Annotated in this window: 22 protein-coding genes and 1 pseudogene; 8 read left to right on the forward strand and 15 right to left on the reverse strand. The window is 67.3% G+C overall.

What is annotated here, in order from left to right; genetic code table 11:
* Positions 1–41 precede the first annotated feature (41 nt).
* The 6 genes and pseudogenes from A5695_RS05880 to A5695_RS05905 form a co-directional block, all read right to left on the reverse strand.
* Complete coding sequence (locus A5695_RS05880) at positions 42–1469, reverse strand: aldehyde dehydrogenase family protein (protein WP_068079184.1); 1428 nt, start codon at positions 1467–1469, stop codon at positions 42–44.
* Between the two features lie 250 nt (positions 1470–1719).
* Positions 1720–1833: pseudogene (locus A5695_RS28315) on the reverse strand (SAM-dependent methyltransferase); the annotation flags it as partial.
* Positions 1833–2774, reverse strand: a complete 942-nt coding sequence (locus tag A5695_RS05890) for a class I SAM-dependent methyltransferase (protein ID WP_068079186.1) — start codon at positions 2772–2774, stop codon at positions 1833–1835. The gene A5695_RS05890 and the pseudogene A5695_RS28315, both read right to left, overlap by 1 nt.
* 33 nt (positions 2775–2807) lie before the next feature.
* Positions 2808–3749 carry a class I SAM-dependent methyltransferase gene (locus tag A5695_RS05895; RefSeq protein WP_068079187.1) on the reverse strand — a complete coding sequence of 314 codons (942 nt, stop codon included), beginning with the start codon at positions 3747–3749 and terminating at the stop codon, positions 2808–2810.
* A 74-nt stretch (positions 3750–3823) separates the two neighbouring features.
* Positions 3824–4459, reverse strand: a complete 636-nt coding sequence (locus tag A5695_RS05900; protein WP_068079188.1) for a TetR/AcrR family transcriptional regulator — start codon at positions 4457–4459, stop codon at positions 3824–3826.
* A 2-nt stretch (positions 4460–4461) separates the two neighbouring features.
* A complete protein-coding gene (locus A5695_RS05905; protein ID WP_068079189.1) occupies positions 4462–5445 on the reverse strand; it encodes a pirin family protein in 984 nt (327 codons plus the stop codon).
* Positions 5446–5626: 181 nt separating this feature from the next.
* On the opposite strand from A5695_RS05905, the gene A5695_RS05910 reads away from it, so the two are divergent.
* Positions 5627–7612 carry a chloride channel protein gene (locus A5695_RS05910; RefSeq protein ID WP_068079190.1) on the forward strand — a complete coding sequence of 662 codons (1986 nt, stop codon included), beginning with the start codon at positions 5627–5629 and terminating at the stop codon, positions 7610–7612.
* 17 nt (positions 7613–7629) lie between these two features.
* On the opposite strand, the gene A5695_RS05915 is transcribed toward A5695_RS05910, so the two are convergent.
* Positions 7630–8175 (reverse strand): Dps family protein, encoded by a 546-nt coding sequence (locus A5695_RS05915; protein ID WP_068079191.1) that lies wholly within the window; start codon positions 8173–8175, stop codon positions 7630–7632.
* A 94-nt stretch (positions 8176–8269) separates the two neighbouring features.
* Positions 8270–9181, reverse strand: a complete 912-nt coding sequence (locus A5695_RS05920) for a DNA-3-methyladenine glycosylase (RefSeq protein WP_068079192.1) — start codon at positions 9179–9181, stop codon at positions 8270–8272.
* 54 nt (positions 9182–9235) lie between these two features.
* Between A5695_RS05920 and A5695_RS05925 the strand changes: the two genes are divergently transcribed.
* Positions 9236–9631 carry a nuclear transport factor 2 family protein gene (locus A5695_RS05925; RefSeq protein ID WP_068079193.1) on the forward strand — a complete coding sequence of 132 codons (396 nt, stop codon included), beginning with the start codon at positions 9236–9238 and terminating at the stop codon, positions 9629–9631.
* Here A5695_RS05925 and A5695_RS05930 read toward each other — a convergent pair.
* From A5695_RS05930 to A5695_RS05945, 4 genes are read right to left on the reverse strand one after another with little or no spacing between them, the layout of a single operon-like run.
* Entirely contained in the window at positions 9628–10008 is a 381-nt protein-coding gene (locus A5695_RS05930; protein WP_068079194.1) for a DUF427 domain-containing protein, read from the reverse strand. The two genes, A5695_RS05925 and A5695_RS05930, sit on opposite strands and share 4 nt — an antisense overlap.
* Before the next feature lie 59 nt (positions 10009–10067).
* The gene (locus A5695_RS05935; RefSeq protein WP_068079241.1) at positions 10068–10850 is read right to left on the reverse strand and encodes a class I SAM-dependent methyltransferase; all 783 of its coding nucleotides are present in this window, start codon (positions 10848–10850) and stop codon (positions 10068–10070) included.
* 50 nt (positions 10851–10900) lie between these two features.
* Positions 10901–11926, reverse strand: coding sequence for an NAD-dependent epimerase/dehydratase family protein (locus tag A5695_RS05940; RefSeq protein ID WP_068079195.1), 1026 nt, complete (start codon positions 11924–11926; stop codon positions 10901–10903).
* Positions 11923–12429, reverse strand: a complete 507-nt coding sequence (locus tag A5695_RS05945) for a nuclear transport factor 2 family protein (protein WP_068079242.1) — start codon at positions 12427–12429, stop codon at positions 11923–11925. Before A5695_RS05945 ends, A5695_RS05940 begins: the two co-directional genes overlap by 4 nt.
* A gap of 90 nt (positions 12430–12519) precedes the next feature.
* Here A5695_RS05945 and msrA point away from each other — a divergent pair, with 90 nt between their 5' ends.
* Positions 12520–13032, forward strand: a complete 513-nt coding sequence (gene msrA, locus A5695_RS05950; protein WP_068079196.1) for a peptide-methionine (S)-S-oxide reductase MsrA — start codon at positions 12520–12522, stop codon at positions 13030–13032.
* Between the two features lie 11 nt (positions 13033–13043).
* Here the strand turns inward: msrA and A5695_RS05955 are convergent, their stop codons facing one another.
* Positions 13044–14369, reverse strand: a complete 1326-nt coding sequence (locus A5695_RS05955; RefSeq protein ID WP_068079197.1) for a cytochrome P450 — start codon at positions 14367–14369, stop codon at positions 13044–13046.
* Between the two features lie 129 nt (positions 14370–14498).
* Between A5695_RS05955 and A5695_RS05960 the strand changes: the two genes are divergently transcribed.
* Genes A5695_RS05960 through A5695_RS05970 form a run of 3 tightly spaced genes read left to right on the forward strand, consistent with a single transcriptional unit; the run spans position 14499 to position 16407 of the window.
* The gene (locus A5695_RS05960; protein ID WP_068079198.1) at positions 14499–15110 is read left to right on the forward strand and encodes a TetR/AcrR family transcriptional regulator; all 612 of its coding nucleotides are present in this window, start codon (positions 14499–14501) and stop codon (positions 15108–15110) included.
* 37 nt (positions 15111–15147) lie between these two features.
* Positions 15148–15360 carry a molybdopterin-binding protein gene (locus A5695_RS05965; protein WP_068079199.1) on the forward strand — a complete coding sequence of 71 codons (213 nt, stop codon included), beginning with the start codon at positions 15148–15150 and terminating at the stop codon, positions 15358–15360.
* Positions 15361–15363: 3 nt separating this feature from the next.
* On the forward strand, positions 15364–16407 hold the full coding sequence (locus A5695_RS05970; RefSeq protein ID WP_068079200.1) for a zinc-binding dehydrogenase: 1044 nt from the start codon (positions 15364–15366) through the stop codon (positions 16405–16407).
* 3 nt (positions 16408–16410) lie between these two features.
* Here A5695_RS05970 and A5695_RS05975 read toward each other — a convergent pair whose 3' ends face one another.
* Together A5695_RS05975 and A5695_RS05980 are read right to left on the reverse strand one after the other, a co-directional pair.
* Positions 16411–17301, reverse strand: coding sequence for an alpha/beta fold hydrolase (locus A5695_RS05975; RefSeq protein ID WP_068079201.1), 891 nt, complete (start codon positions 17299–17301; stop codon positions 16411–16413).
* 29 nt (positions 17302–17330) lie between these two features.
* Positions 17331–18566 (reverse strand): sulfotransferase, encoded by a 1236-nt coding sequence (locus A5695_RS05980; RefSeq protein WP_068079202.1) that lies wholly within the window; start codon positions 18564–18566, stop codon positions 17331–17333.
* 28 nt (positions 18567–18594) lie between these two features.
* On the opposite strand from A5695_RS05980, the gene A5695_RS05985 reads away from it, so the two are divergent.
* Both A5695_RS05985 and A5695_RS05990 read left to right on the forward strand, forming a co-directional pair.
* The gene (locus A5695_RS05985; protein ID WP_068079203.1) at positions 18595–19170 is read left to right on the forward strand and encodes a TetR/AcrR family transcriptional regulator; all 576 of its coding nucleotides are present in this window, start codon (positions 18595–18597) and stop codon (positions 19168–19170) included.
* Entirely contained in the window at positions 19167–20270 is a 1104-nt protein-coding gene (locus tag A5695_RS05990) for a DUF1214 domain-containing protein (RefSeq protein WP_068079204.1), read from the forward strand. Before A5695_RS05985 ends, A5695_RS05990 begins: the two co-directional genes overlap by 4 nt.
* The last annotated feature ends 12 nt before the right edge of the window (positions 20271–20282 follow it).

Here is a 20282-nt window from a genome sequence, read left to right on the forward strand (position 1 = left end):
TATGGTGAAAATCAGTTTCTAATAAGGGATTTGGAGCAATGTCAGAACATTCTGCGGGCCATCTTCATGGCGCGCTCGGTGTACGGCGGGTAGATGAAGCTCGACAGGTCGGGCCGCGTCGGCTTGGTCAGCACCGACTTGCGGTGGCTGAACTCCTCGAAGCCGTACCGGCCGTGATAGGCGCCCATGCCCGAAGCGCCGACCCCACCGAACGGCAACTTGGCCGTCGAGACCTGGAAGGCCAGGTGGTTGACCAGCATGCCGCCGGCCGGCACTTCCTTGATCACCCGCTCGCGGGTCTCCCGCGTCTTGGTGAACAGATAAGCGGACAGCGGCTTGGGCCGTGCGTTGACGAAACGTATTGCCTCGTCCAGGGATTGGACGGTCACCACCGGCAGCACCGGTCCGAAGATCTCGTTCTGCATCAGCGGGCCGTTCGGGTCGGGGTCGACCACCACGGCGGGCTGGATGCGCAGGCTCGATGCGTCACAGCCCCCGCCGACCGCCACGTTGCCGTCCCCGCTGGCCAGGTAACCGCTGATCCGGTCGAACTGACGCTGGTTGACCAGCCGCATCCCGTTGGGTTTGTCCGCCGTGAACTTGGTGATGGCGGCGGCGATCTTGCTCACCAGCTCATCGCGAATCTTGATGTCCGCCAACACATAATCCGGGGCGACGCAGGTCTGGCCCGCGTTCAGCAACTTCATCCAGGCGATCCGCTTGGCGGCGACATCCACGTCGGCGTCGGCCGCGACGATCACCGGGCTCTTACCGCCGAGCTCCAGCGTGCACGGGGTCAGGTGCGGTGCGGCGCCCTCGTACACCTTGCGGCCGATCTCGGTGCCGCCGGTGAACAACAGTCGGTCGAGGCCCTGCCCGATCAGCTCCTGGCTGACCGAGCCGTCGCCCTCGACCACGGCGATCGCGTCGTTGTCGAGGTACTTGGGCACCAGTTCGGCCATCAAGTGCGCGGACGCCGCGGCGATCTCCGAGGGCTTGAGGATGACGGCGTTGCCGGCGGCGATCGCGCCGACGGCGGGGCCCAGGGTCAGGTAGAACGGGTAATTCCACGCGCCGATGATCAGCACAGTGCCGTAGGGCTCGTATTCGATCCAGCCACGGCCGGGCAGCTGCGGGACCTCGAGCAGCTGGTAGCGGCGGCGCGTCCACCTGCGCACCCGCTTAGCCGCGAACTTGGCCTCGCCGGCGGTGGTCGCGATGTCGGCGATGAACGCCTCGAACGGGCTGCGGTCCAGGTCCTTGGCGAGAGCGTCGGCGATGGCCGCCTCGTTCTCTTCCATCAGCTTCGCCAGCCGCAGCAGCTGCCGCTTGCGCCACTCGATGTCGCGGGTGCGCCCAGTGGCGAAAGTCTTGCGGAGCCGGGCCACCGTGGCCGGGACGTCTACTTGCTGAGCGGTCGGCGCGCCGTTGGTGGCTGATGTCTTGGGTGTAACCGATTCGGTGGTCATCGTTGTCCTTCCCCTGCTTCGGTCATCCCTGGCGCGCCCCGCTGCTCGTCGCATAAGCGCTCGTGGGTGATAAACGCGATCCTAACCATCCGGTGGGAGAGCAGTAGAAAGGATCTGGCTGGGCCCGGTCAGGGTTTGGCAGCGGTCACATAGGTGACGACAAACGGCATCCGTCTCAGCCGGAGCGCCTGTTCGTGCCCGTCGACCACCCCGGTGCTACAGCCGTGCGTGGTGAACCAGTCCGCAAAGTCCGGATGAGCGGCTCGTCGCTGGCGGTCTCGGCCATGCGGGCGAGGGCGAACATCACCGCGGTCGCGCCGACGCTGGTGGCGATGTCCCAGGAATCGTCCAGCGAGCGCGGCATTACAGCCTCTCGGCGACCACGAAGTCGGAGAAGGAGTCCTTGTCGTCGTCCAGCTCGACGCTTTGCACCCTGCGGTTGAGGCGTTGCATCTCGTCGATCGAATTCTGCGCCGTGGCGCGCCAGCCGTGTTCGTTGAGCCATTCGGCGAGGTCCGCACGGTGCTCGTCGCGATACATCAGCTCGGCGACGTCGACGGTCTCCTCCAAGCCCAGCTCGGCGGCAACCTTCTTGAGTCGCTCCCGCATCTTCTGGCGACGCTCCTCGGCGTGCATGGGTGCGGTCTCGGCCGAGACGCGGCTGCCGGCCCGGCTCAGCTCGCCGATCTGGGTGAACAGTTTGTCCTGGGCTTCAGCGGGCAGGTACATCAGCAATCCCTCGGCAAGCCAGGCGGTCGGCTTGGCCGGGTCGAAGCCGGCGGCGCGTAGCGCCGCGGGCCAGTCGTCACGCAGGTCGATGGCGACCTCACGGCGCTCGGCGGATGGGGTAGCGCCGCTATCGGCCAGCGTGGCCGATTTGTACTCCAGCACCTGCGGCTGGTCGATCTCGTAGACGACGGTGCCGGCCGGCCAGTCCAGCCGGTAGGCCCGGGAGTCCAGCCCCGACGCGAGGATCACCACTTGCCGGATCCCGGCGGCGACGGCGTCGGCGAAGTAGGAGTCGAAGAAGTGGGTCCGCACCGCCTGGTAACCGCGCATGTGCTTGATACGCGCGGCGGCTTCTTCGTCGATGGCCTCGATCTTGGCCACCACCTCCGCGTCCAGCATGGCCTCCCACAGGACCGCGGCACCGGCGTTGTCGACCAGCAACCGGGCGTACGGGTCGCGGATCAGCGGGTCGGGCTGCTCGGTTTCGATGGCGCGGGCGGCGGCCACCATAACCGCGGTGCTGCCGACACTGGTCTTGATGTCCCACGTGTCGTCATGCGTGCGCAGTGAACTCATCGGGTTGCTCCTCAGGTCCTTGGCGGCGAAAGGTCAGGCGGACGGGCCGCCGAGACGTGCCCGCAGCAGGATGCTGCGCACCGCGTCGTCGGCCAGGTCTTCGGGTACCGGACGGCCCAGCCGGGCCATTTCCTCACGGTTGTCCACGCTCTGCACTTGCCAGCCGTGATCGGTGAGCCATTGGGCCGCGTCCGAACGGTCCGGCTCGTGATAGGTCAGCGCCTGGACGTTGACGTCGAGGCCGAGCCGCTCGCGCATCCGAAGCCAGCGCTGCGAATTGCTGCGCTTGTTCAGGCCGAACGCCTCGATGGCGACCTGGCTGCCCGGGGCGCTCAGGGCGGTGAACTTTTCGAACAGGCGGTCTTGCGCGTCGCTCGGCAGGTACGGGAGCAGGCCCTCGGCCAGCCAGGCCGTCGGTTGGGCGCGGTCGAATCCCGCCGCGGCCAACGCTGCCGGCCAGTCGTCACGCAGGTCGACGGGAACCGCGCGGCGACTGGCGGTGGGGCTGGCGCCGTGCCGCTGCAGTACTCCGGTCTTGTACTCCAGCACCTTGGGCTGGTCGATCTCGTAAACGGCGGTCCCGTCCGGCCAGTGCAGGCGGTAGGCCCGCGAGTCCAGTCCCGCAGCCAGAATGACCACCTGCCGGATCCCGGCCCGCGCGGCCTCGTCGAAGTACTCGTCGAAGAAGTGCGTGCGCACGGCCTGGTAGTCGATGCCGACGCGGTGCGCGCGGCGGCCATCCTCATCGCCGTCCAGCCAGGCCAACTCGGGATCGGTGAGCTGTTCCCAGGCCGGGCCGGCCGACGACACCAAGATGCGCGCGAACTCGTCGCGGATCAGCGGCTCAGTCCCGGCGGTTTCCGCCGCGCGCGATGCCGCGACGCCCAGCGCGGTGGCACCGACGAGTTCGGTGATGGCCCAGCTGTCGCCGGCGGATCTCAGGGAAGGCGGTAACGACTCGTCCAGATCAGTCATGACCTGATCATGTTACCGGGATAAGTTAGCTAGCCTATGCGCTTTGTGTGCAACTTCACTGCCGGCCGCGCTGTCTAGGCGCTGGACCGGCGGAACGCTCCCTCGAGGAGCCGCCGCATCATTCCGGTGATGGACAGCATGTCGTCGGGACTTTGAACGAAGCCCGCGTACAGACCAACCCCGCACATCAGCACGAGCAGTGCCTCGATCAACGCCGAGGCATCCACGTCGGCGGGCACCTCGCCGCGCTCCACTGCGTTGTTCACCATTCGAACGAGGAATTCCCGGCAGATCCGCACGGAGTCGTTTTCGGATGTTTTCCACTCCGGGTGGCGCTGCGACTCGAGCACCCCGGAGATAATCAACGCCGACCCGGCGGGATTCTCGGAATTAGCGCGCACCGCCGCGGAGATGAATGCGGTCAGCTGCCCGACCAGCGTTGTCTCCCGCTCGGCCTGTTTGATCCCGGTTCCGATGATGGCTTCATTGGTTTGCTCCAACAATTCCCGATACAGGACGCGCTTGCTGGAGAAGTAGTGGTTGATCGCCGGCCGGGTCAGGTCGGCACGGGCCGCGATGGCCTGGAAAGTCGCCCCGTCGTATCCCCGCTCGCTGAACACAAGGCGAGCCGCCTGCATGATCCGCCGCCGCGTTTCATCTGCTTTTGCGGCTGGGGGGCGTCCAGGCCTGCGGCTCACCCCTGAAGACATCGTTAAAGTGTGCCATTGCCATGGTGTGGCATCAGGGCATTTGGCGGAATGCTGCCGAACTTCCCAGCCTGGTAGTCCTGCACCGCCTCGACCAATTCGGCCCGCGAGTTCATCACAAAAGGCCCATAGTGGAATACCGGCTCGCGAATGGGTTGGCCGCCCAGCAGCAACACATCCATGGCGGTCGTGCGCGACGATTCCTGGGCCTGGTCGGCGCCCACGCTGATGCGGTCCCCGGGGCCGAGCACGGCCAGTTGGCCCTGCCGAATCGGATGACCGACCGGACCGACGTACCCGCTGCCGGACAACACGTAGACGAGCGCGTTGAAGTCGCGCCGCCACGGCAGGTTCAGCCTTGCGCCGTTTTCGATGGTCGCGTGCGCGAGAGTGATTGGCGTGTGGGTGATCCCGGGCCCCCGGTGGCCGTCGACCTCGCCCGCGATGATGCGGACCAGCGCCCCGCCGTCGTCGGAGGCGATCAGCTTCGCGTCGCCACCTTCGATGGCCTGATAGCGCGGGGGCGCGAACTTGTCCCGCTTCGGCAGGTTCACCCAGAGCTGGACGCCATGGAAGAGGCCACCGCTATCGACCAGTTCCGCGGGCGGCGTTTCGATGTGCAGGATCCCCGAACCGGCGGTCATCCACTGCGTGGCGCCGTCGGTGATCAGCCCGCCGCCGCCGTGGGAGTCCTGGTGGGCGAACTTGCCGTCGATCATGTAGGTGACTGTCTCGAAGCCGCGGTGCGGGTGCCAGTCGGTGCCCCTCGGCTCACCGGGTTGGTACTCGACCTCGCCCATTTGGTCCATGTGCACGAACGGGTCAAGCGCGGCGGCGCCGACCCCGGCGAAGGCCCGGACAACGGGAAAGCCCTCCCCTTCGTAGCCGCGCGGCCCGGTGGTGATCGTTCGGACGGGGCGCTCGGTGTCGGCGGGGACGGCGGGGCCGACCCGTGGCAACGCCAGCGTGTTGGCGGTTATGGCGGGCATGTGACCTCCCTGAATCGGAACTACCCGTATAACCGGACCGCAGTCCAGTTATTCCCCGGCGTCTCCCAGGCGAGAGATGATTGCGTAGGGCAATATTTGCTCTAGGGAAGAGTCGGCCGCGCCGCCCAATCGTTGGATGGTCGACAAAGCAAAGTGATGCCGTCGGGGGAAGGATGCGTGGATGGGGCAAAAACCGACGGCCGCCGAGCCCCTCCGGACCACCCCAACCCGCTGCCGGGCCGCGGGTCACTTCGCCGGCTGGCTGCGGGCAAACCGGCTCGGTCTCTTTTGCGTAGCAATCGTCGTCGGCCTTGGCGCAGGGATCGGCGCGGTGGCGTTCCGGTACCTGATCTACGGGTTCACCTGGCTGGCCACCGGGCACGACGAATTCGGCCAGGACGGTTGGGTAGGCAGCGACCATTTGCCCTGGTTGGGAACCGGCTTCTTCGTGGTCATCCCCGTCGTCGGGGGATTGCTGTATGGACCGTTGATCTCGCGGTTCGCCCGGGAGGCTCGCGGTCACGGCGTCCCGGAAGTCATGATCGCGGTCGCGGAGAACGGTGGTCGCATCCGTCCCCAAGTGACTGTGGTGAAAGCGCTGGCCTCTGCGCTGTGCATCGGCACCGGCGGCTCAGTTGGCCGTGAGGGGCCCATCGTGCAGATCGGCGCAGCGCTCGCATCCGGCTTCGGTCAGTGGGTCCGGATGCCGGAAAACCGGCTGCGGGTGCTGGTGGCGTGTGGCGCCGCGGGCGGCATCTCGGCCACTTTCAATGCCCCCATCACCGGGGTGTTTTTCGCCGTCGAGCTGATCCTGCGGGAACTGTCCGTCAAAGCGATCTTCACCATCATGCTGTCGTCGATGGTTGCCGACGTGGTCGCCCGGGTGTTCTTCGGGTCCGACCCGTTCCTCACCCAGTTGCCCGCCGGCATCGAGCTGGACCACATCGCCAACTACCTTTTGGTCGCGCTCCTCGCGGCGATCGCCGGGCTCATTGGGGTCTTCTTCAAGAACGTCCTCTACAAGACCGAGGATGTCTGCGACCGACTCTGGCGCGGGCGCCCGGATTGGGCCCGGCCAGCGGTCGGCGGGATCGCGCTCGGCCTGCTGTTGCTGGCGGTCCCGCAGCTCTACGGGGTCGGCTACCCGGTGATGTACGCCGCCTTCGCGGGGCACTATGCGCTGTGGTTCCTGGTCGTCCTGGCCGCCGGCAAGATGCTGGCGTGCAGCTTGACCATCGGTATCGGCGGGTCGGGCGGGGTGTTCGCCCCTTCCCTGTTTGTGGGGGCCACCTCCGGCATGGCTTTCGGGTTGTTCGTTCAGCACATCATCGGCACGGCCGTCGGAAATCCCGCCCTCTACGCCATCGTGGGCATGGGCGCAGTGTTCGCATCCGCCTCCAGGGCGCCGCTCACGGCGCTGGCCAGCACGGTCGAGATGACCGGAGACTTCACCTTGACCCTCCCCGTCATGCTGGCCGTGGCCGTCGGGACCACCGTGTCCCGCGGGGTCTCCTACGGCACCATCTACACCACCAAGCTGCTGCACCGTGGCATTGATATCGATCGACCCAAACCCGCCCACGCCTTCGCCGACCTCACCGCAGCCGACGCGATGCACCGGTTCGCTGTTCCCCTGGATCTGACCCGTCCCACCGGCAACGTCGGAGGCGACCTGACCGCCATGCTCGGTCCCGTCACCCGCGTCCGCGAACCGCAGGCACTCTTCGCGAATGACAGCCTCGCTCAGGCCCTGCGTCAGCTCGTCCTATTCGGGCGCGATGGACTGCCGGTCATCGATACCGAAGCCCGGTCCGTTCAGGGCTGGCTGACCAACCAGAACGTGTTACGCGCGGTGGGGGCGTCCTTCACCGACATGGCACCCGACGTCTCGGCGGGCCACCAGGCCGCGGACTGGGCCGACGCCCAACCCTCGACCCCGGAACATGACCCGCACAGCGAACTCGACGGCTACCGCATCATCGAGCACACGCTGGCCGGAGATTCGTCGGCCGCCGGCCAGGTGCTCGGCGACATCGACTTCCCGACCGGCCACCTGCCCGTGTCCGTCCTGCGCAACCGGCAGCTCGTCGACGCCGACGCCACGTTACGACTCGCGGCAGGCGACCGGATAAACATCCTCGCGCCCAAAAACGGTCCCGTGCAGTAAAACTGATTGTCACCCCGCTACGAACTGCGAGCGGTACTCGCCGCGTCCTTCTCGGTGGTCGAGCCCTCGTGGGTCAACTTCCCGCCCGCGCTCTCCAGATGCGCGCGCACGAACCACTGGAACTTCTCCAGGTTGCCGGCCTGATCGATCAGCAGGTCCTGCGTGACCGGGTCGAGCTCCTCGGTCTCCTCGATGTACTTGCGGGTGTCCTCGATGACGCCGGTGTAGACGAGGTCGAGCGCCGCGAGATGGGCCTGGACGGTGTCGCGGCCGACCGAATAGTCGTCCCAGGTGCGGTCCTTGATGATGGCCCCCGGCGTGCCCTGCGGCGACCCGCCCAGGGCCGCGATGCGCTCCGCGACGTCATCGGCGAACCCGCGGACCGCGTCCACCTGCGGATCGATCATCTCGTGCACGCCAATGAAGTTGGGCCCCACCACGTTCCAGTGCACGTGTTTGAGCGTCAGGTGAAGATCGTTGTAGGTGCTCAGTTGTTTTTGCAGCAGTTCGGTCAGCCGCACTCCCTGTTTGTCGGTGAGCCCCGGGATGGTGAACTGTGTCATCGATTTCCTCCGTTTCGCACACGGTCACGTCTTCGGGGTTGGTTACCCGATGGGCATTGCTGAAAACCCGCGGCCGACGAGGCGATGGCCACGTTTAGAGATTGCTGATGTGCTGCACCGGCAGCCTGGCGCCCCGCCGCGGCTCGTAGGCCAATCCGCTGACCTCGAGCAGCCGGACCACCCGGTGGCGGTGTGGTCGCATGGGCTCGAGCAACTCGAGCATGCCGGCGTCGTCGACCGCGCGGCCGATCAGCGTCCAGCCGATCATCTTCGGAATGTGATAGTCGCCCACCGAGAGCGCATCGGCGTCACCGAACGCCCGTTGCGCCGTCTCGGCGGCGGTCCATTCGCCCACGCCCGGTAACGACGTCAGCGCCGCGCGGGCCTGCGCGGCCGGTCGGGATGCCAGCCGTTCCAGGGAGGCGGCCCGCTGCGCGCACGTCACCACCGTCCGCGCCCGTCCGGGATCGACATTGGCGCGATGGAACTCCCACGACGGGATGTAGCGCCACGCCTCGGCCGACGGCGGCACCCGCATCCTGGCCGGCGCCGGCCCCGGGGCGGGCGACCCGTACCTGGACACCAGCAGGCGCCACGACCGGAACGCGTCGGCGCCGGGCACCCGCTGCTCGATGATCGCGGGGATCAGCGCCTCGAGCACCCGGCCGCTGCGCCCCAGGCGCAGGTGCGGGACCCGACGATGCGCGGCCGCGACGGTCGGGTGGTGGGGCGTGAAATCCGAGGCATCGTCCTCGACGCCGAGAAGCGCGGGCAGCTCCTCCAAGAACTCCGGCGCCCCCTCACCCCACGCGACGCAGTGAGCGGCGTTGGCGGCGGCCCGGCTGATCCGGGCGGTCACGGGTCCGGTGGGCAGCAGGCTGGTTCGCCAGATCGCGCCGTCGCCGGACACCTGGAAACAGGGGTCCCCGGGCCCCCGGCGAAGCGGCGCCAACGTATACCCGTAGCTGACCGCCCCGGGGAAGGTGACAGTGCGCGCGCTCTCCACCGACCGACTCTCCGATTGACCGTTAACGATGTGCCAAGTCAATATTGCGATGTGATGACGCCGTTCGATGACCCACAGGGCGAACTGGCTTGGATGTTCCTACAGAGTACGAGCGACGGGGGCGACCTCGACGAGGGCTTCGCGCTGCTCAGCGACGACTTCACCTATTGGACGCTGTTCACGCGCACCGCGTGCGACAAGCAAACGTTCCGCCGGGCGATCGAGCGGCGCAAACAGCAACTCGAGCTGACGATCGACCTGGTGCGATGTGTTAACGAGGGAGAGACGGTCGTCGTCGAGGCGCATGCCAACGGCACCACCACCGGCGGCGTCGAATACGACAGCCCCTTCGTCTGCATCTTCGACACCCGCGACGGCTTGATCGTCTCGATGCGCTTGTACAGCGACACCCGGGCACACGAGGCCGCGCTTCCCGGGTGGACTTACTAGGACGCCGACACGCTGATTTCGGCCTTGTTGGGGTAGAAGGCGACGTGCCCGGCGATCGCCGCGACCGCGGGATAGGGCTGCTCGTAGGTCCAGATGACATCCTCGACGGTGTCGCCGGCCGAGCCAGTCACGCTGTAATAGCTGGCCTCACCCTTAAACGGGCAGTAGGTGCTGGTGTCCGTGCGGGTCAGGCGGTCCTGCACCACGTCACTGATCGGAATGTATTGCACCGCAGGCAAACTGGCTTCCCGTAATTCCAGGGCGGCCGTCGTGTCGGCTACCAGCTCGCCGTTGACGCGAACCTGTACCCGCCCCTTCGTCGGCTCGATGGTGATCGGGTGGCCAGCGCTGGGCTCTTTGATTTCGGGGTGGCTCATGGTTTCCTCCTAGACGCCGATGAGCTGTGCAACGCGAGCCGGGTCCCGAGGCTTCCCGATCAAGCCGGCCCGAATGCGTAGCGGTGGTATTGGGACAGGTTGGCCATGGCTGGCAGCAGCGACATCGCCCGGCCCATCGCCCGGTAGGCGCGCGGCAGTCGCTCGAAGGTGTCAGATTCAAACCACCGAACCCAGGACAGCAGTCGGGTGCCGGGCACCGCCGGGAGGATGTCACCCGGCCCGTCGATGCCCCAACTCAACTTCGATCCGGACCGGCGCACCACCGCATTCATCCACTGCGCCTTGATTCCCATCCGATTGAACGCGTCGAATTGCAATTCCCCGCGGTCGAAGCGATCGACGACCCGCCGCAGCAGCGCGATGCCGTCCTGTCCGCCCAGATACATGGTCAGGCCCTCGGCGATCATCAGCGTGGGCCGGCCGGTGGGTATCTCCGTCAGCCACGCCGGATCGGTTACCGACGCGGCGACGACGTGGCAGTGCTCGGCGGCCGGATAGAGCCGGGTGCGCAGTTCGGCGACGTCCGGGTAGTCAACGTCGTACCACTGGACTTGCGGGCTCGGTCGGAGCCGGAAATATCGGCCGTCCAGCCCGCACCCGATGTGCAGGACGACAGCGCTCGGATGCGCGTCAAGGAATTGGCGGACCCAGATGTCGAAGTGCGCGGTGCGGGTCGTCACCGACGACGAATTGCGGGCGGTGATAGTGGTCTGCGCCCAGTCGTATTCGATCCGATCGACGACCTCCTTGGCATAACGGTCGCCCAGGACCGGGTTCGGCAGGTCGGCGTCCACAGCCTTGGCGTACAGCGTCGCCAGCATGGTCTGCGGCGGCCCGTTGAGATCGACGCGTGTCCGGTCCACGATCGGGCCTATTCGGGCGAGGCTGCCGGGCTGGCCGTTCGCGGGGCGCGCATGGCGGCCCAGAACCGCGCCGCCTCGCGGATCGATTGCTCGACCGGGCGCGGTTGCCAGCCCAGTTCCCGTTTCGCCTTGCTGCAGTCCACGTCGGCTTCGGCGCGCATCATCCGCACGGAGGCCAGGCTGAGTTCGGCGTCCTTGCCGGTGAGCCGCGCCTTGAGCGTGCCGGCCGCGGCCAGGGCATAGAGCATCGGGACGGAAATCGAGCGCCGCGGCGGCGGCACTCCGGCCTCGTCGGCCGCGATGCGGACCACGTCGTTCAATGCGATCATCCGCTCGGAGATCAGGTATCGCTCGCCGATGCGCCCGCGCTCGGCCGCCAGGATCATGGCCCGCGCCGCATCGTCGACGCCCACAGCTTCCAGCGCAATGCCGTTCATTCCGAAGGGCAGCTTGCCGAATACCGCGCCGGCGATGAACGCGCCGTGCGGAGTGCCGCCCCAGTCGCCGCTGCCGTAGGTCGTCGACACGCACATCGCGACGGCGGGCAAGCCGGCCTCGGCCACGTACCGCAGCACCAGATTCTCGGCCTCCAACCGTGATTGGACGTAGGGAGTCAGCCGGCGGGACCGGATCACGTCGTCCTCGGTCGCCACGTGGCCGTGTCGTCGGCCCACCGTCGCGTAGGTGCTCGTGAAGATGAACCTGCGCAGGTCGGGTTGGTCGACGGCGACGTCGAGAACGTGGTGCAGGCCTTCGACATTGGTACGGAACAGCGGCGTCGGGTCGCGCAACCATGCGCGGGTGTCGACGACGCAGTAATAGACGTCGTCCACGCCGTCCATCGCCTCCCGCAGCGTGGCGTCGTCGAACACGTCCCCGTGGAACCGGGTCAGCTCGAGGTCGTCGATGGAGCGGGTGTTGGCGTTCGGGCGCACCATCGCCCGCACTCCGAACCCGTCGGCCACGAGCTGGCGGGTCACATGCGAACCGAGAAAGCCGTTGGCGCCGATGACGAGTTTGGGTCTGGTGCTCAACTGGCCCCTCCGTTCTCCCGCATCCACCGCGCGGCGTCCTCGTCGAGCGTGCCCAGCGCTTTGGCCTTACGGCACCACTTCATCCCGGCCCGCAGGAAGCGCAGCGGGTTATAGATGTCTTCCTGGCGGCGCCACAGGCCGTCCCCCGCGTACGTGACGATGGAGATGTTGGTCGCGCTGATGACACTCCCGTCGCCCGGGTCGCGCATGGGGTTGTCCAGTTCGCAGATGATCCGGCCGGTGGGCTCGTCGATGACGGACCACAACGAGGGGAACGCCACCATGTGGCTGCCGGGATACGTTGTCATCGTCCGCTTGATCCACTGGTGGACCTCGTCGCGGCCATGCATGGTGCCGGCCGCGTGCTCGATGTACTCGACGTCGGGGGTGTACTGCTCGACCCAGGCGTCCCAGTCGTGCGTTTCGGCGGCCCGGGCCACCGTCTGCTCGAACTTCTCGAAGGCGGCGGACAGTTCGCTGCGGGAGAACGTAGGAGTCGTCATGCTGCGGCACTTCGGAAAATCGTCGCGACGTTGCGGCTCATCGGCGGAGTGTAGCCTGGGCGACATCGTGGCTGGTTAGGAGGATGAGCAATGGCAACCGAAAAAGCGATACTTGCCGGCGGCTGTTTCTGGGGGATGCAAGAACTCATCCGCAAACAGCCGGGCGTGGTGTCGACGCGGGTCGGTTACACCGGCGGCGACGTCCCCAATGCGACCTACCGCAACCACGGGACGCACGCCGAGGCCATCGAGATCGTCTACGACCCGGCGGTCACCGACTACCGCACCATGCTGGAGTTCTTCTTCCAGATCCACGATCCGACGACGAAGGACCGACAGGGCAACGACCGTGGACCCAGTTACCGGTCGGCCATCTTCTACCTCGACGAGGAGCAGAAGCGCATCGCGCTGGACACCATCGCCGATGTCGACGCGTCCGGGTTGTGGCCCGGCAAGGTCGTGACCGAGGTCAGCCCGGCCGGTGATTTCTGGGAGGCCGAGCCCGAACACCAGGACTACCTGCAGCACTACCCGAACGGGTACACCTGCCACTACATCCGCCCGGGCTGGAAACTGCCGCGGCGGGCCACCGCGGACCAGTAGGCGCAACCGGCTCAGCGCCGGCGCACCACGATGCGGCCACCGTCTTTCGGCGTGTAGGCAACGCCACGGCCGTGCCACCGCTCCCCGGGCTCAGACGTGGTCTCGATAGTGAAGTGCCGCAACACCGTTCGCAGCACGACATCCATCTCCATGTTGGCGAACGCCGCTCCCACGCAGCGGCGGGTGCCACCGCCAAACGGGATCCACGCGAACGCCGACGGCTTGCCCCCGACGTACCGTTGCGGGTCGAAGCGCGCCGGATCTCCGAAGACGTCGGGGTTTTCGTGAATCTGCGCGATGCTCACCAGGATCGACTTGCCGCCGGGAATGACCCACTCCCCGAGCTGATAACGCGGGGGGTACACGCGCCGGGCGGCGAAATCGATCACCGTCCGCACCCGCTGGACTTCCAGGATGGTCGCCTGACGCAACTCCTGTCCGTCGCCGTCGGCCTCTTCGGCCAAAGCGGCCAGCACGTCCGGGTGCCGGGTCAGGCGCTCGAATGCCCAGCCCAGCGTGGACGCCGTCGTTTCATGACCGGCGGCCAGCAGCGTGAGCAGTTCGTCGCCAATGTCCTTGCGCGACATCACCGAACCGTCGTCGTAGGTGCTGCGCAGCATCAGCGCGAGCACGTCGCTGCGCTCGTCGAAGTTCGGGTCGGCCCGCTCGGCTTCGATCAGCCTGTCGATGACGGCGTCGTACCGTCGGCGCCACTCGTCCAGGCGCCCCCATGGGGTGAAGCGCCCGTAATTGCGCCGGGGTTTGGGCATCGTCGCCATCCGGGAGCCCAGCGTGACCCACGGCGGGATGAGTCGGCGCAGCTCGTCGAGCTCGGCGCCTTCGGCCCCGAAGACCGCGCGCAGGATGGCGTTGAGCGTGATGCGCATCATCGACGGTAGCGTCGGGAACACCTGGCCCTCCGGCCAGCCGGCGGTCTCCCGAAGGGTCTCTTCTTCGATGATCGACTCGTATTTCTTCATGCCCTTGCCGTGGAACGGCGGCGCCAACAATCGGCGGCGCCGGCGGTGGTCTTCGCCATCGAGCGCGAACACCGAACCCGAGCCGAACAGCCGGCTCAGGTTGGGCTGGATGTTGCCCAGCTCGTCGGGGCTGGTGGTGAAGATCTGCTTGGCCAGTTGCGGGTCGGCGACCACCACGACCTCGCCGTACATCGGCAGGTTCAGCGCGAAAACGTCGCCGTACCGGCGGGCCAGGCGTTGCATCATTCCCCGCCGCGAAACCGCAAAGCCCAGACCTTGCAACAGCTTTGGTAGTCGAGCCGCCGGGGGCAGCCTGACGGCGACGGAGGCCGCGGGGGCGGTGACGACTTCGCTCATGGCGGCTGCTCCCCATCATCTTCCCCGAAAACCGGGGTGGTACCGCGGTGTACCAAAACCTTTCCCGATACGGTACTCTGTAGTACCAACCTCTGACAAGAGGGGCGTTCCAGACGGAAGGGGCCGGCCGTGACCCCAGCGGCGACAGCGACGGCTGACGACGCGGTCCTTGACGACCCGTTCCGGCTGAGGCTGCTCGACGGCCTCGCCGCCTCCATCGCCGAGCGCGGTTACCGCGCCAGCACGGTCGCCGACGTGGTCCGTCACGCCCGCACGTCCAAGCGCACCTTCTACGACCAGTTCGCCAGCAAGGAAGAGTGTTTCCTCGAACTGCTGGGGTCGGATAACGAACGGCTCGGCGAGTGCATCGCGGCGGCCGTCGACCCCGAGGCCGACTGGCACGAACAGATACGCCAGGCGGTCGAGGCCTACGTCGGCCACATCGAGTCGCGCCCGGCCATCACGCTCAGCTGGATCCGGGAGCTTCCCTCGCTCGGCGCCGCCGCCCGCCCTGTGCAGCGCCGCGGGCTGCAGTTGCTGTCCAGCCTGCTGATCGACCTCAGCGCCAGCCCTGGCTTCCAACGGGCCGCGCTGCCCCCGCTAACCGCCCCGTTGGCGGTCATCCTGCTCGGCGGTCTGCGCGAACTGACCGCGCTGGCCGTCGAAGACGGGAAGCCGGTGCGGGGCATCGTGGAGCCGGCCGTCGATGCCTCCATAGCCCTGCTCGGCCCCCGACAGTAGGGTCGATCGCAGAGCACACCGAACAAAGGACCTTGCGATGCGGTTGTCGACCCGGAACCAGCTCAAGGGGACCATCACCGAAGTCGACCTCGGCAGCGTGATGGCCATCGTGAAGGTCAAGCTGGACGGCGGTGAGCAGATCGTCACGTCATCCGTCACCAAGGACGCCGCGGTCGATCTCGGGCTCAAGGTCGGACAACCGGCGACCGTATTCATCAAGTCCACGGAAGTCACCATCGGGGTCGACTAGCCGATGGCATCCACGATGCGCGCCGAGCGCTTCTACGCGGACACCAAAACGGTTGCGCTCGAAGATGTTCCGATTCCCGAACCGGGGCCCGGCGAGGTTCTGGTGAAGGTGGCCTTCTGCGGCATCTGCCACTCGGACCTGAGCCTCATCAACGGCACCTTCCCGGCCCAGCAGCCCGTGGTGACCCAGGGCCACGAGGCATCGGGCACGATCGCCAAACTGGGACCGGAGGTGGCCGGCTGGGACGAGGGCGATCGTGTGGTGGTTCCCGCGGGCCGGCCGTGTCAACGCTGCGCGAACTGTCGCCGCGGCGATGTGGTGAACTGCCTACGGATCCAGTTGATGGCGTTCGCCTACGACGGCGCGTGGGCCGAATACACCGTCGCGCAAGCGACCGGCCTGACGCGGGTGCCCGACAACGTTCCGCTGGAGCAGGCCGCGATCCTGGCCGACGCGGTGTCCACGCCGTTCGGGGCCGTCGTCCGCACGGGGAAGGTCGCGGTCGGTGAGTCGGTCGGCGTGTGGGGCGTGGGCGGGGTCGGCACCCACATCGTCCAGCTCGCGCGCCTCGTCGGCGCCGCACCCATCATCGCCGTCGACATCAATCCCGCGGTGCTCGAGCGGGCGTTGACCCTCGGTGCGGACTACGCGTTCGACTCGCGCGACGACGGGCTCAGGGACAGTCTCGCAGAGGTCACCGGTGGGCGGCTGCTGGATGTGGCCTTCGACGCCGTCGGGCTGAAGGCGACATTCGAGCAGGGGCTCGACTGCCTGACGCCCGGCGGCCGGCTGGTGGGCGTCGGGATGAGCGCCGAGGCACCCACCGTCGGCCCCACCTCCCTGTTCGGGTTGACCCACAAGCAGGTGCTCGGGCATCTGGGCTATCAGAACATCGACATCGAGACGTTGGCGAAATTGGTTTCTGCTGGGCGCCTTGACCTTTCAAGGTCGATCAGCGAGATCGTCGCTCTGGAGGACTTGACGGACGGCATCGAGAAGCTCGAGCGGCAGGACGGCAATCCCATCCGGATCCTGGTGCGGCCCTGAGGCTTATCCTTCGCCGCGAAGGAAGGTCCGAACCCGGTCGAGCACCAGCTCCGGGCGCTGGTCGATGATCCAGTGGCCGACGCCGTCGACCAGCTCCACTTTGAAATCGCTGATGTGGTCGGCATATCCGTCGGTGAGGTCGGGCGTGATCACCGGGTCTTGGGTGCCGGTCAGCCACCGCACCGGCACCTCGACGCGCGCGCCGTCGTACTCGCCGCGCATCCAGCGCAGCATCTCCCCGGTCTGGAAGCTGCGATACCAGCGAGAACCGGCTTCCGCGTGGCCGGGCTGGCGCATGCATTCGGCGTAGATGCGCAGCTCGTCCTCGGGCAGCGCGAAGCCGCCCCCCACCCATGACCCGAGCAGGCGGCTCGTCCTCGAGCTGAGATTGCCGATCATCCGCGGCCCGACGACCGGCAACGAAATCGGGATCTGATACCAGAGCCGCCAAATGTTGAGCACCGCACGCAAATCGCGCTTCACCCAGGGCGCCACGGTGTTGAACCCGAAGAACCCGCTCACTTTTTCGGGGTGGCGCAGCATCATGATGAACGCGGCCGGCCCGCCCCAGTCGTGGGCGACGAGCTTGACCGTCGCGACGCCCAGGCGATCGAGGACGGCGGCCAGATCGTCGGCCATCTCGGTCTTGGTGTAACTCGAGCGGGGCGCCGAGCTCCAGCCGGCACCGCGCAGGTCGGGGCACAGCACGCGATAGCCGTCGGCGGCCAGCGGCCCGATCAGGTTGTGCCATTCCCACCAGTTCTGCGGGAAGCCGTGCACCAGCATCACCGCGGGACCTTCGGCCGGGCCCGCGTCCGCGACGTGGATCGTCACACCGTCTCCGAGCTCCACATACCTGTGTTCGACACCGTCCAGTTCGGGCATAGTGACCATGAATTGAGAAGGTAGCCGCCTGCTGCGGGTTAGGCCAGAAACCGTTCGACATACGGAGCGAAGCGGCCGCGCAGATCCGCCTCGTCCAGCCCGAACATCGCGCAGGACGTCGCGACGCTCCCCAGCCGCCCGCGCCGATGACCCGCCAGGTATTCGCCGATCGCCGTCTTGGCTTCGTCGCTGAACGGCTCGCCGGCCAGTGCATACACCCGCTCGGCGACGCCGTTTTCGTCGGCCATGAAATCGTCGAACCGGACGTCGATCGAGCGTTCCGGGCCGATGGTGTCGCGATCGCGGACGAGCGCGGTCAGCATGTCGTCCAGGCGGTCGATCCACGATGCCGCGATCAACTCCACCGGGACCGGCGAGCGGTGCATGCGGGCCGAGTAGGTGATCATCGCGATCATCGACAGCGCCACCGGCACCGGGTCGCGGTGGGTGAAAACCACGACGCTGCCGGGGAAGACGTTATCGAGCACCGGCACCTGCTCGAGATGCTGGGGCGACTTGAGCAGCCAGCGCCTGCCGCCGCGCAGGAACTGCATGGCCTTGAGTTGCCGGGCGAGGTATTCGTAGTGCGGCGTCTGGTCGTGGGCCTGGTAGTAGTCGCGCCAGCGCGGCACGTGGGCCAGCGTCTCGAAGAGCATGGTCGAGAAGTCGTTGGCCAGCAGCTGGATCTCTTCGTGTACGTGGTCGGTGGTCATCTCGTGCATCAGCGGGAAATAGGGCATCACGGTGTTCATGACGCCGACCGCGACGGCCATCCGCGCCCGCCGCGGATCCGGCTCGATCCCGGCCTCGGCCGGCAGCGGGAATGGTTCGACGCTCTCCCAGTACGGCATCGTGCGGAAAGTGGGCGGCGCCGCCAGCAGGTTGTGCAGGTGGGTGGTGCCGGTGCGTGGCAGCCCGGCGATCACCACCGGTGGCTGCAACTCGATGGCGTTGATTTCGGGATGCCGCCGCAACAGGTCGGTCAACAACAGCCGGTTCTTGAGCAGCTGCAGCAGTTGCCCGTAGAAATTGACCGCGCCCGCGTCGTGGCGGCCGTCGATGTCACGCAGCGCGGCGAGGTAGGCATCGAGCCGCTCCCGGTAGTCCGGCGGACCGAAATCGTCCAGGCCGGTGTCGGCGGCGGCCCTGGCATGCAGCGTGTCGGCGTCCAGGGGGCAGGCCGGTGCCAGCGAGGCCATCAGGTCGAGGATTTGCCGGGCCTCCGGGCTGAAGCGGGGGCGGGCGAGGTCATCGAGGCGAACGGCGTCGGTCACGGCGACTTATGTTACTTTTGGTTTCGTAATGGTAGTGGATTTTGGCCGACCCCGTGACCCCCGCATCGACGGCGCCGTGCTCAGCGCGACCGTGGAACTGCTCGCCGAGACCGGCTACGCCAGGCTGTTGGTCTCCGCGATCGCCGAACGCGCCGGCACCAGCAAGCCCGCGATCTACCGCCGCTGGCCCAGCAAAGCGCACCTGGTCCACGAGGCGGTGTTCCCCATCGGCGCCGCCACCGAGCTGCCCGACACCGGGTCGCTGCCCGCAGACCTGCGCGAAATGGTCCGTCGGGCAATGGTTTTCCTGACGACTCCGGCCGCCAGGTCCGCCCTGCCCGGGCTGGTGGGCGAGATGGCCGCCGACCCGACCCTGCATTCGGCGCTGCTGGAGCGGTTCGCCGGCGTCATCGGCGGCGGCCTCGCCGACCTGCTGCAACGGGCGGCGCGGCGCGGCGAGGTCCGGCCCGACGTGAACGCCACCGAACTCGCCGATGCCATCGCCGGCATCACGCTGATGGGCCTGCTCACCCGCGTCGCCGAACTCGACGACGGGTGGGTGGATCGCACAACCACGTTGCTCCTGAAGGGAATCCGCGCATGACGCACGAAACGACGGTCGCGTGGCAGGAGCTACTCGGCACGCTGGGTACCCTTGACCGCTCTTTTTTGGAGGGCGACCGCGCGGTGATCGACGACCGGCACGTCGCCGACGGTTACCGCATGCTTGCCAGCACACTCGGCGTCGCCTTCGACACCTACCTGTTCACCGAACCCGGCCGGCCGCAGTTCGTCGCCGTGAACACGCCGTTCCGTCGGGACCGGCGCTGGGGCGGTGACAACACCGACGCCTACTACCACATCTGCCCGGTCGATCCGCGGCGCCGCTATCGCATCAGCGGCAACAAGGGTGACAGCGCGTACTTTTCGGTGACGGCCTACAACGAGCCGTCGCGGGGCGCCTGGTCGGACCGGGTGGTCGCGATCGTGCGTGACAGCGACCTGGATATCGACGCCGATGGCAACTTCAGCTTCGAACTCGGCCCCACGCCCGACGCCGCCGTACTGATGACCCGCGACTACCAGGCCGACCCGCTGACCGGCCGCCCCGTCACCTGGCGGGTCGAGGCGCTCGACGAGCCGGAGCAGATTCGGCACGGCGATGCCGAAACGGCCGCGCGCTTGCGGGCGGTCACGACCTGGTTGCGCACCATGTTCGCCATCGTGCCGCTGGCCGTCGGGACGCGCGTACAGGACCAACATGCCCTTGGGCACGAAACCGCGCACGCCGCAAATGAATTCGCCGATCCATACCAGGTGCCCGACGCCAACTTCGGTTGGTCGGCGCGCGACGCCTGCTACTCCTACGGAAGCTTCGTCCTCGACGAGGACGAAGCGCTGGTCATCACGCACCGCCCTCCGTCATGCAGGTTCTGGAACCTGGTGGTGTGGAATCAATTCATGGCCACGTTCGGCGCGGCAGATGCACGCTGCTCGATCAACGGCCACAGCGCCGCGCTCAACAGCGACGGCACGGTGACCGTGGTCCTGTCCCGCGCAATGACGGCGCACCCGAATTCGCTGACCACGCTGGACTATCCGCGCGGCAACCTCGCCTTCCGGTGGTTCCTGGCCGACGGTGTACCGGCCCGTCCGCGGGTGCGGCTGGTGCAGGTCGCACAGGCACCGACCGACGTGTCCTAGACCTTGCCGAGG

Source organism: Mycobacterium sp. E1747 (genome assembly GCF_001667775.1).
GTDB lineage: Bacteria > Actinomycetota > Actinomycetes > Mycobacteriales > Mycobacteriaceae > Mycobacterium.

Coding starts and splice junctions, on each gene's coding strand:
- A5695_RS05915 (WP_068079191.1), bottom strand. CDS start 8,175: ATGACACAGTTCACCATCCCGGGGCTCACCGACAAACAGGGAGTGCGG.
- A5695_RS05945 (WP_068079242.1), bottom strand. CDS start 12,429: ATGACGACTCCTACGTTCTCCCGCAGCGAACTGTCCGCCGCCTTCGAG.
- A5695_RS05975 (WP_068079201.1), bottom strand. CDS start 17,301: ATGGTCACTATGCCCGAACTGGACGGTGTCGAACACAGGTATGTGGAG.
- A5695_RS05890 (WP_068079186.1), bottom strand. CDS start 2,774: ATGAGTTCACTGCGCACGCATGACGACACGTGGGACATCAAGACCAGT.
- A5695_RS05925 (WP_068079193.1), top strand. CDS start 9,236: ATGACGCCGTTCGATGACCCACAGGGCGAACTGGCTTGGATGTTCCTA.
- A5695_RS05985 (WP_068079203.1), top strand. CDS start 18,595: ATGGTAGTGGATTTTGGCCGACCCCGTGACCCCCGCATCGACGGCGCC.
- A5695_RS05930 (WP_068079194.1), bottom strand. CDS start 10,008: ATGAGCCACCCCGAAATCAAAGAGCCCAGCGCTGGCCACCCGATCACC.
- A5695_RS05895 (WP_068079187.1), bottom strand. CDS start 3,749: ATGACTGATCTGGACGAGTCGTTACCGCCTTCCCTGAGATCCGCCGGC.
- A5695_RS05910 (WP_068079190.1), top strand. CDS start 5,627: ATGGGGCAAAAACCGACGGCCGCCGAGCCCCTCCGGACCACCCCAACC.
- A5695_RS05965 (WP_068079199.1), top strand. CDS start 15,148: ATGCGGTTGTCGACCCGGAACCAGCTCAAGGGGACCATCACCGAAGTC.
- A5695_RS05900 (WP_068079188.1), bottom strand. CDS start 4,459: ATGTCTTCAGGGGTGAGCCGCAGGCCTGGACGCCCCCCAGCCGCAAAA.
- A5695_RS05880 (WP_068079184.1), bottom strand. CDS start 1,469: ATGACCACCGAATCGGTTACACCCAAGACATCAGCCACCAACGGCGCG.
- A5695_RS05970 (WP_068079200.1), top strand. CDS start 15,364: ATGGCATCCACGATGCGCGCCGAGCGCTTCTACGCGGACACCAAAACG.
- A5695_RS05990 (WP_068079204.1), top strand. CDS start 19,167: ATGACGCACGAAACGACGGTCGCGTGGCAGGAGCTACTCGGCACGCTG.
- A5695_RS05905 (WP_068079189.1), bottom strand. CDS start 5,445: ATGCCCGCCATAACCGCCAACACGCTGGCGTTGCCACGGGTCGGCCCC.
- A5695_RS05935 (WP_068079241.1), bottom strand. CDS start 10,850: ATGCTGGCGACGCTGTACGCCAAGGCTGTGGACGCCGACCTGCCGAAC.
- msrA (WP_068079196.1), top strand. CDS start 12,520: ATGGCAACCGAAAAAGCGATACTTGCCGGCGGCTGTTTCTGGGGGATG.
- A5695_RS05955 (WP_068079197.1), bottom strand. CDS start 14,369: ATGAGCGAAGTCGTCACCGCCCCCGCGGCCTCCGTCGCCGTCAGGCTG.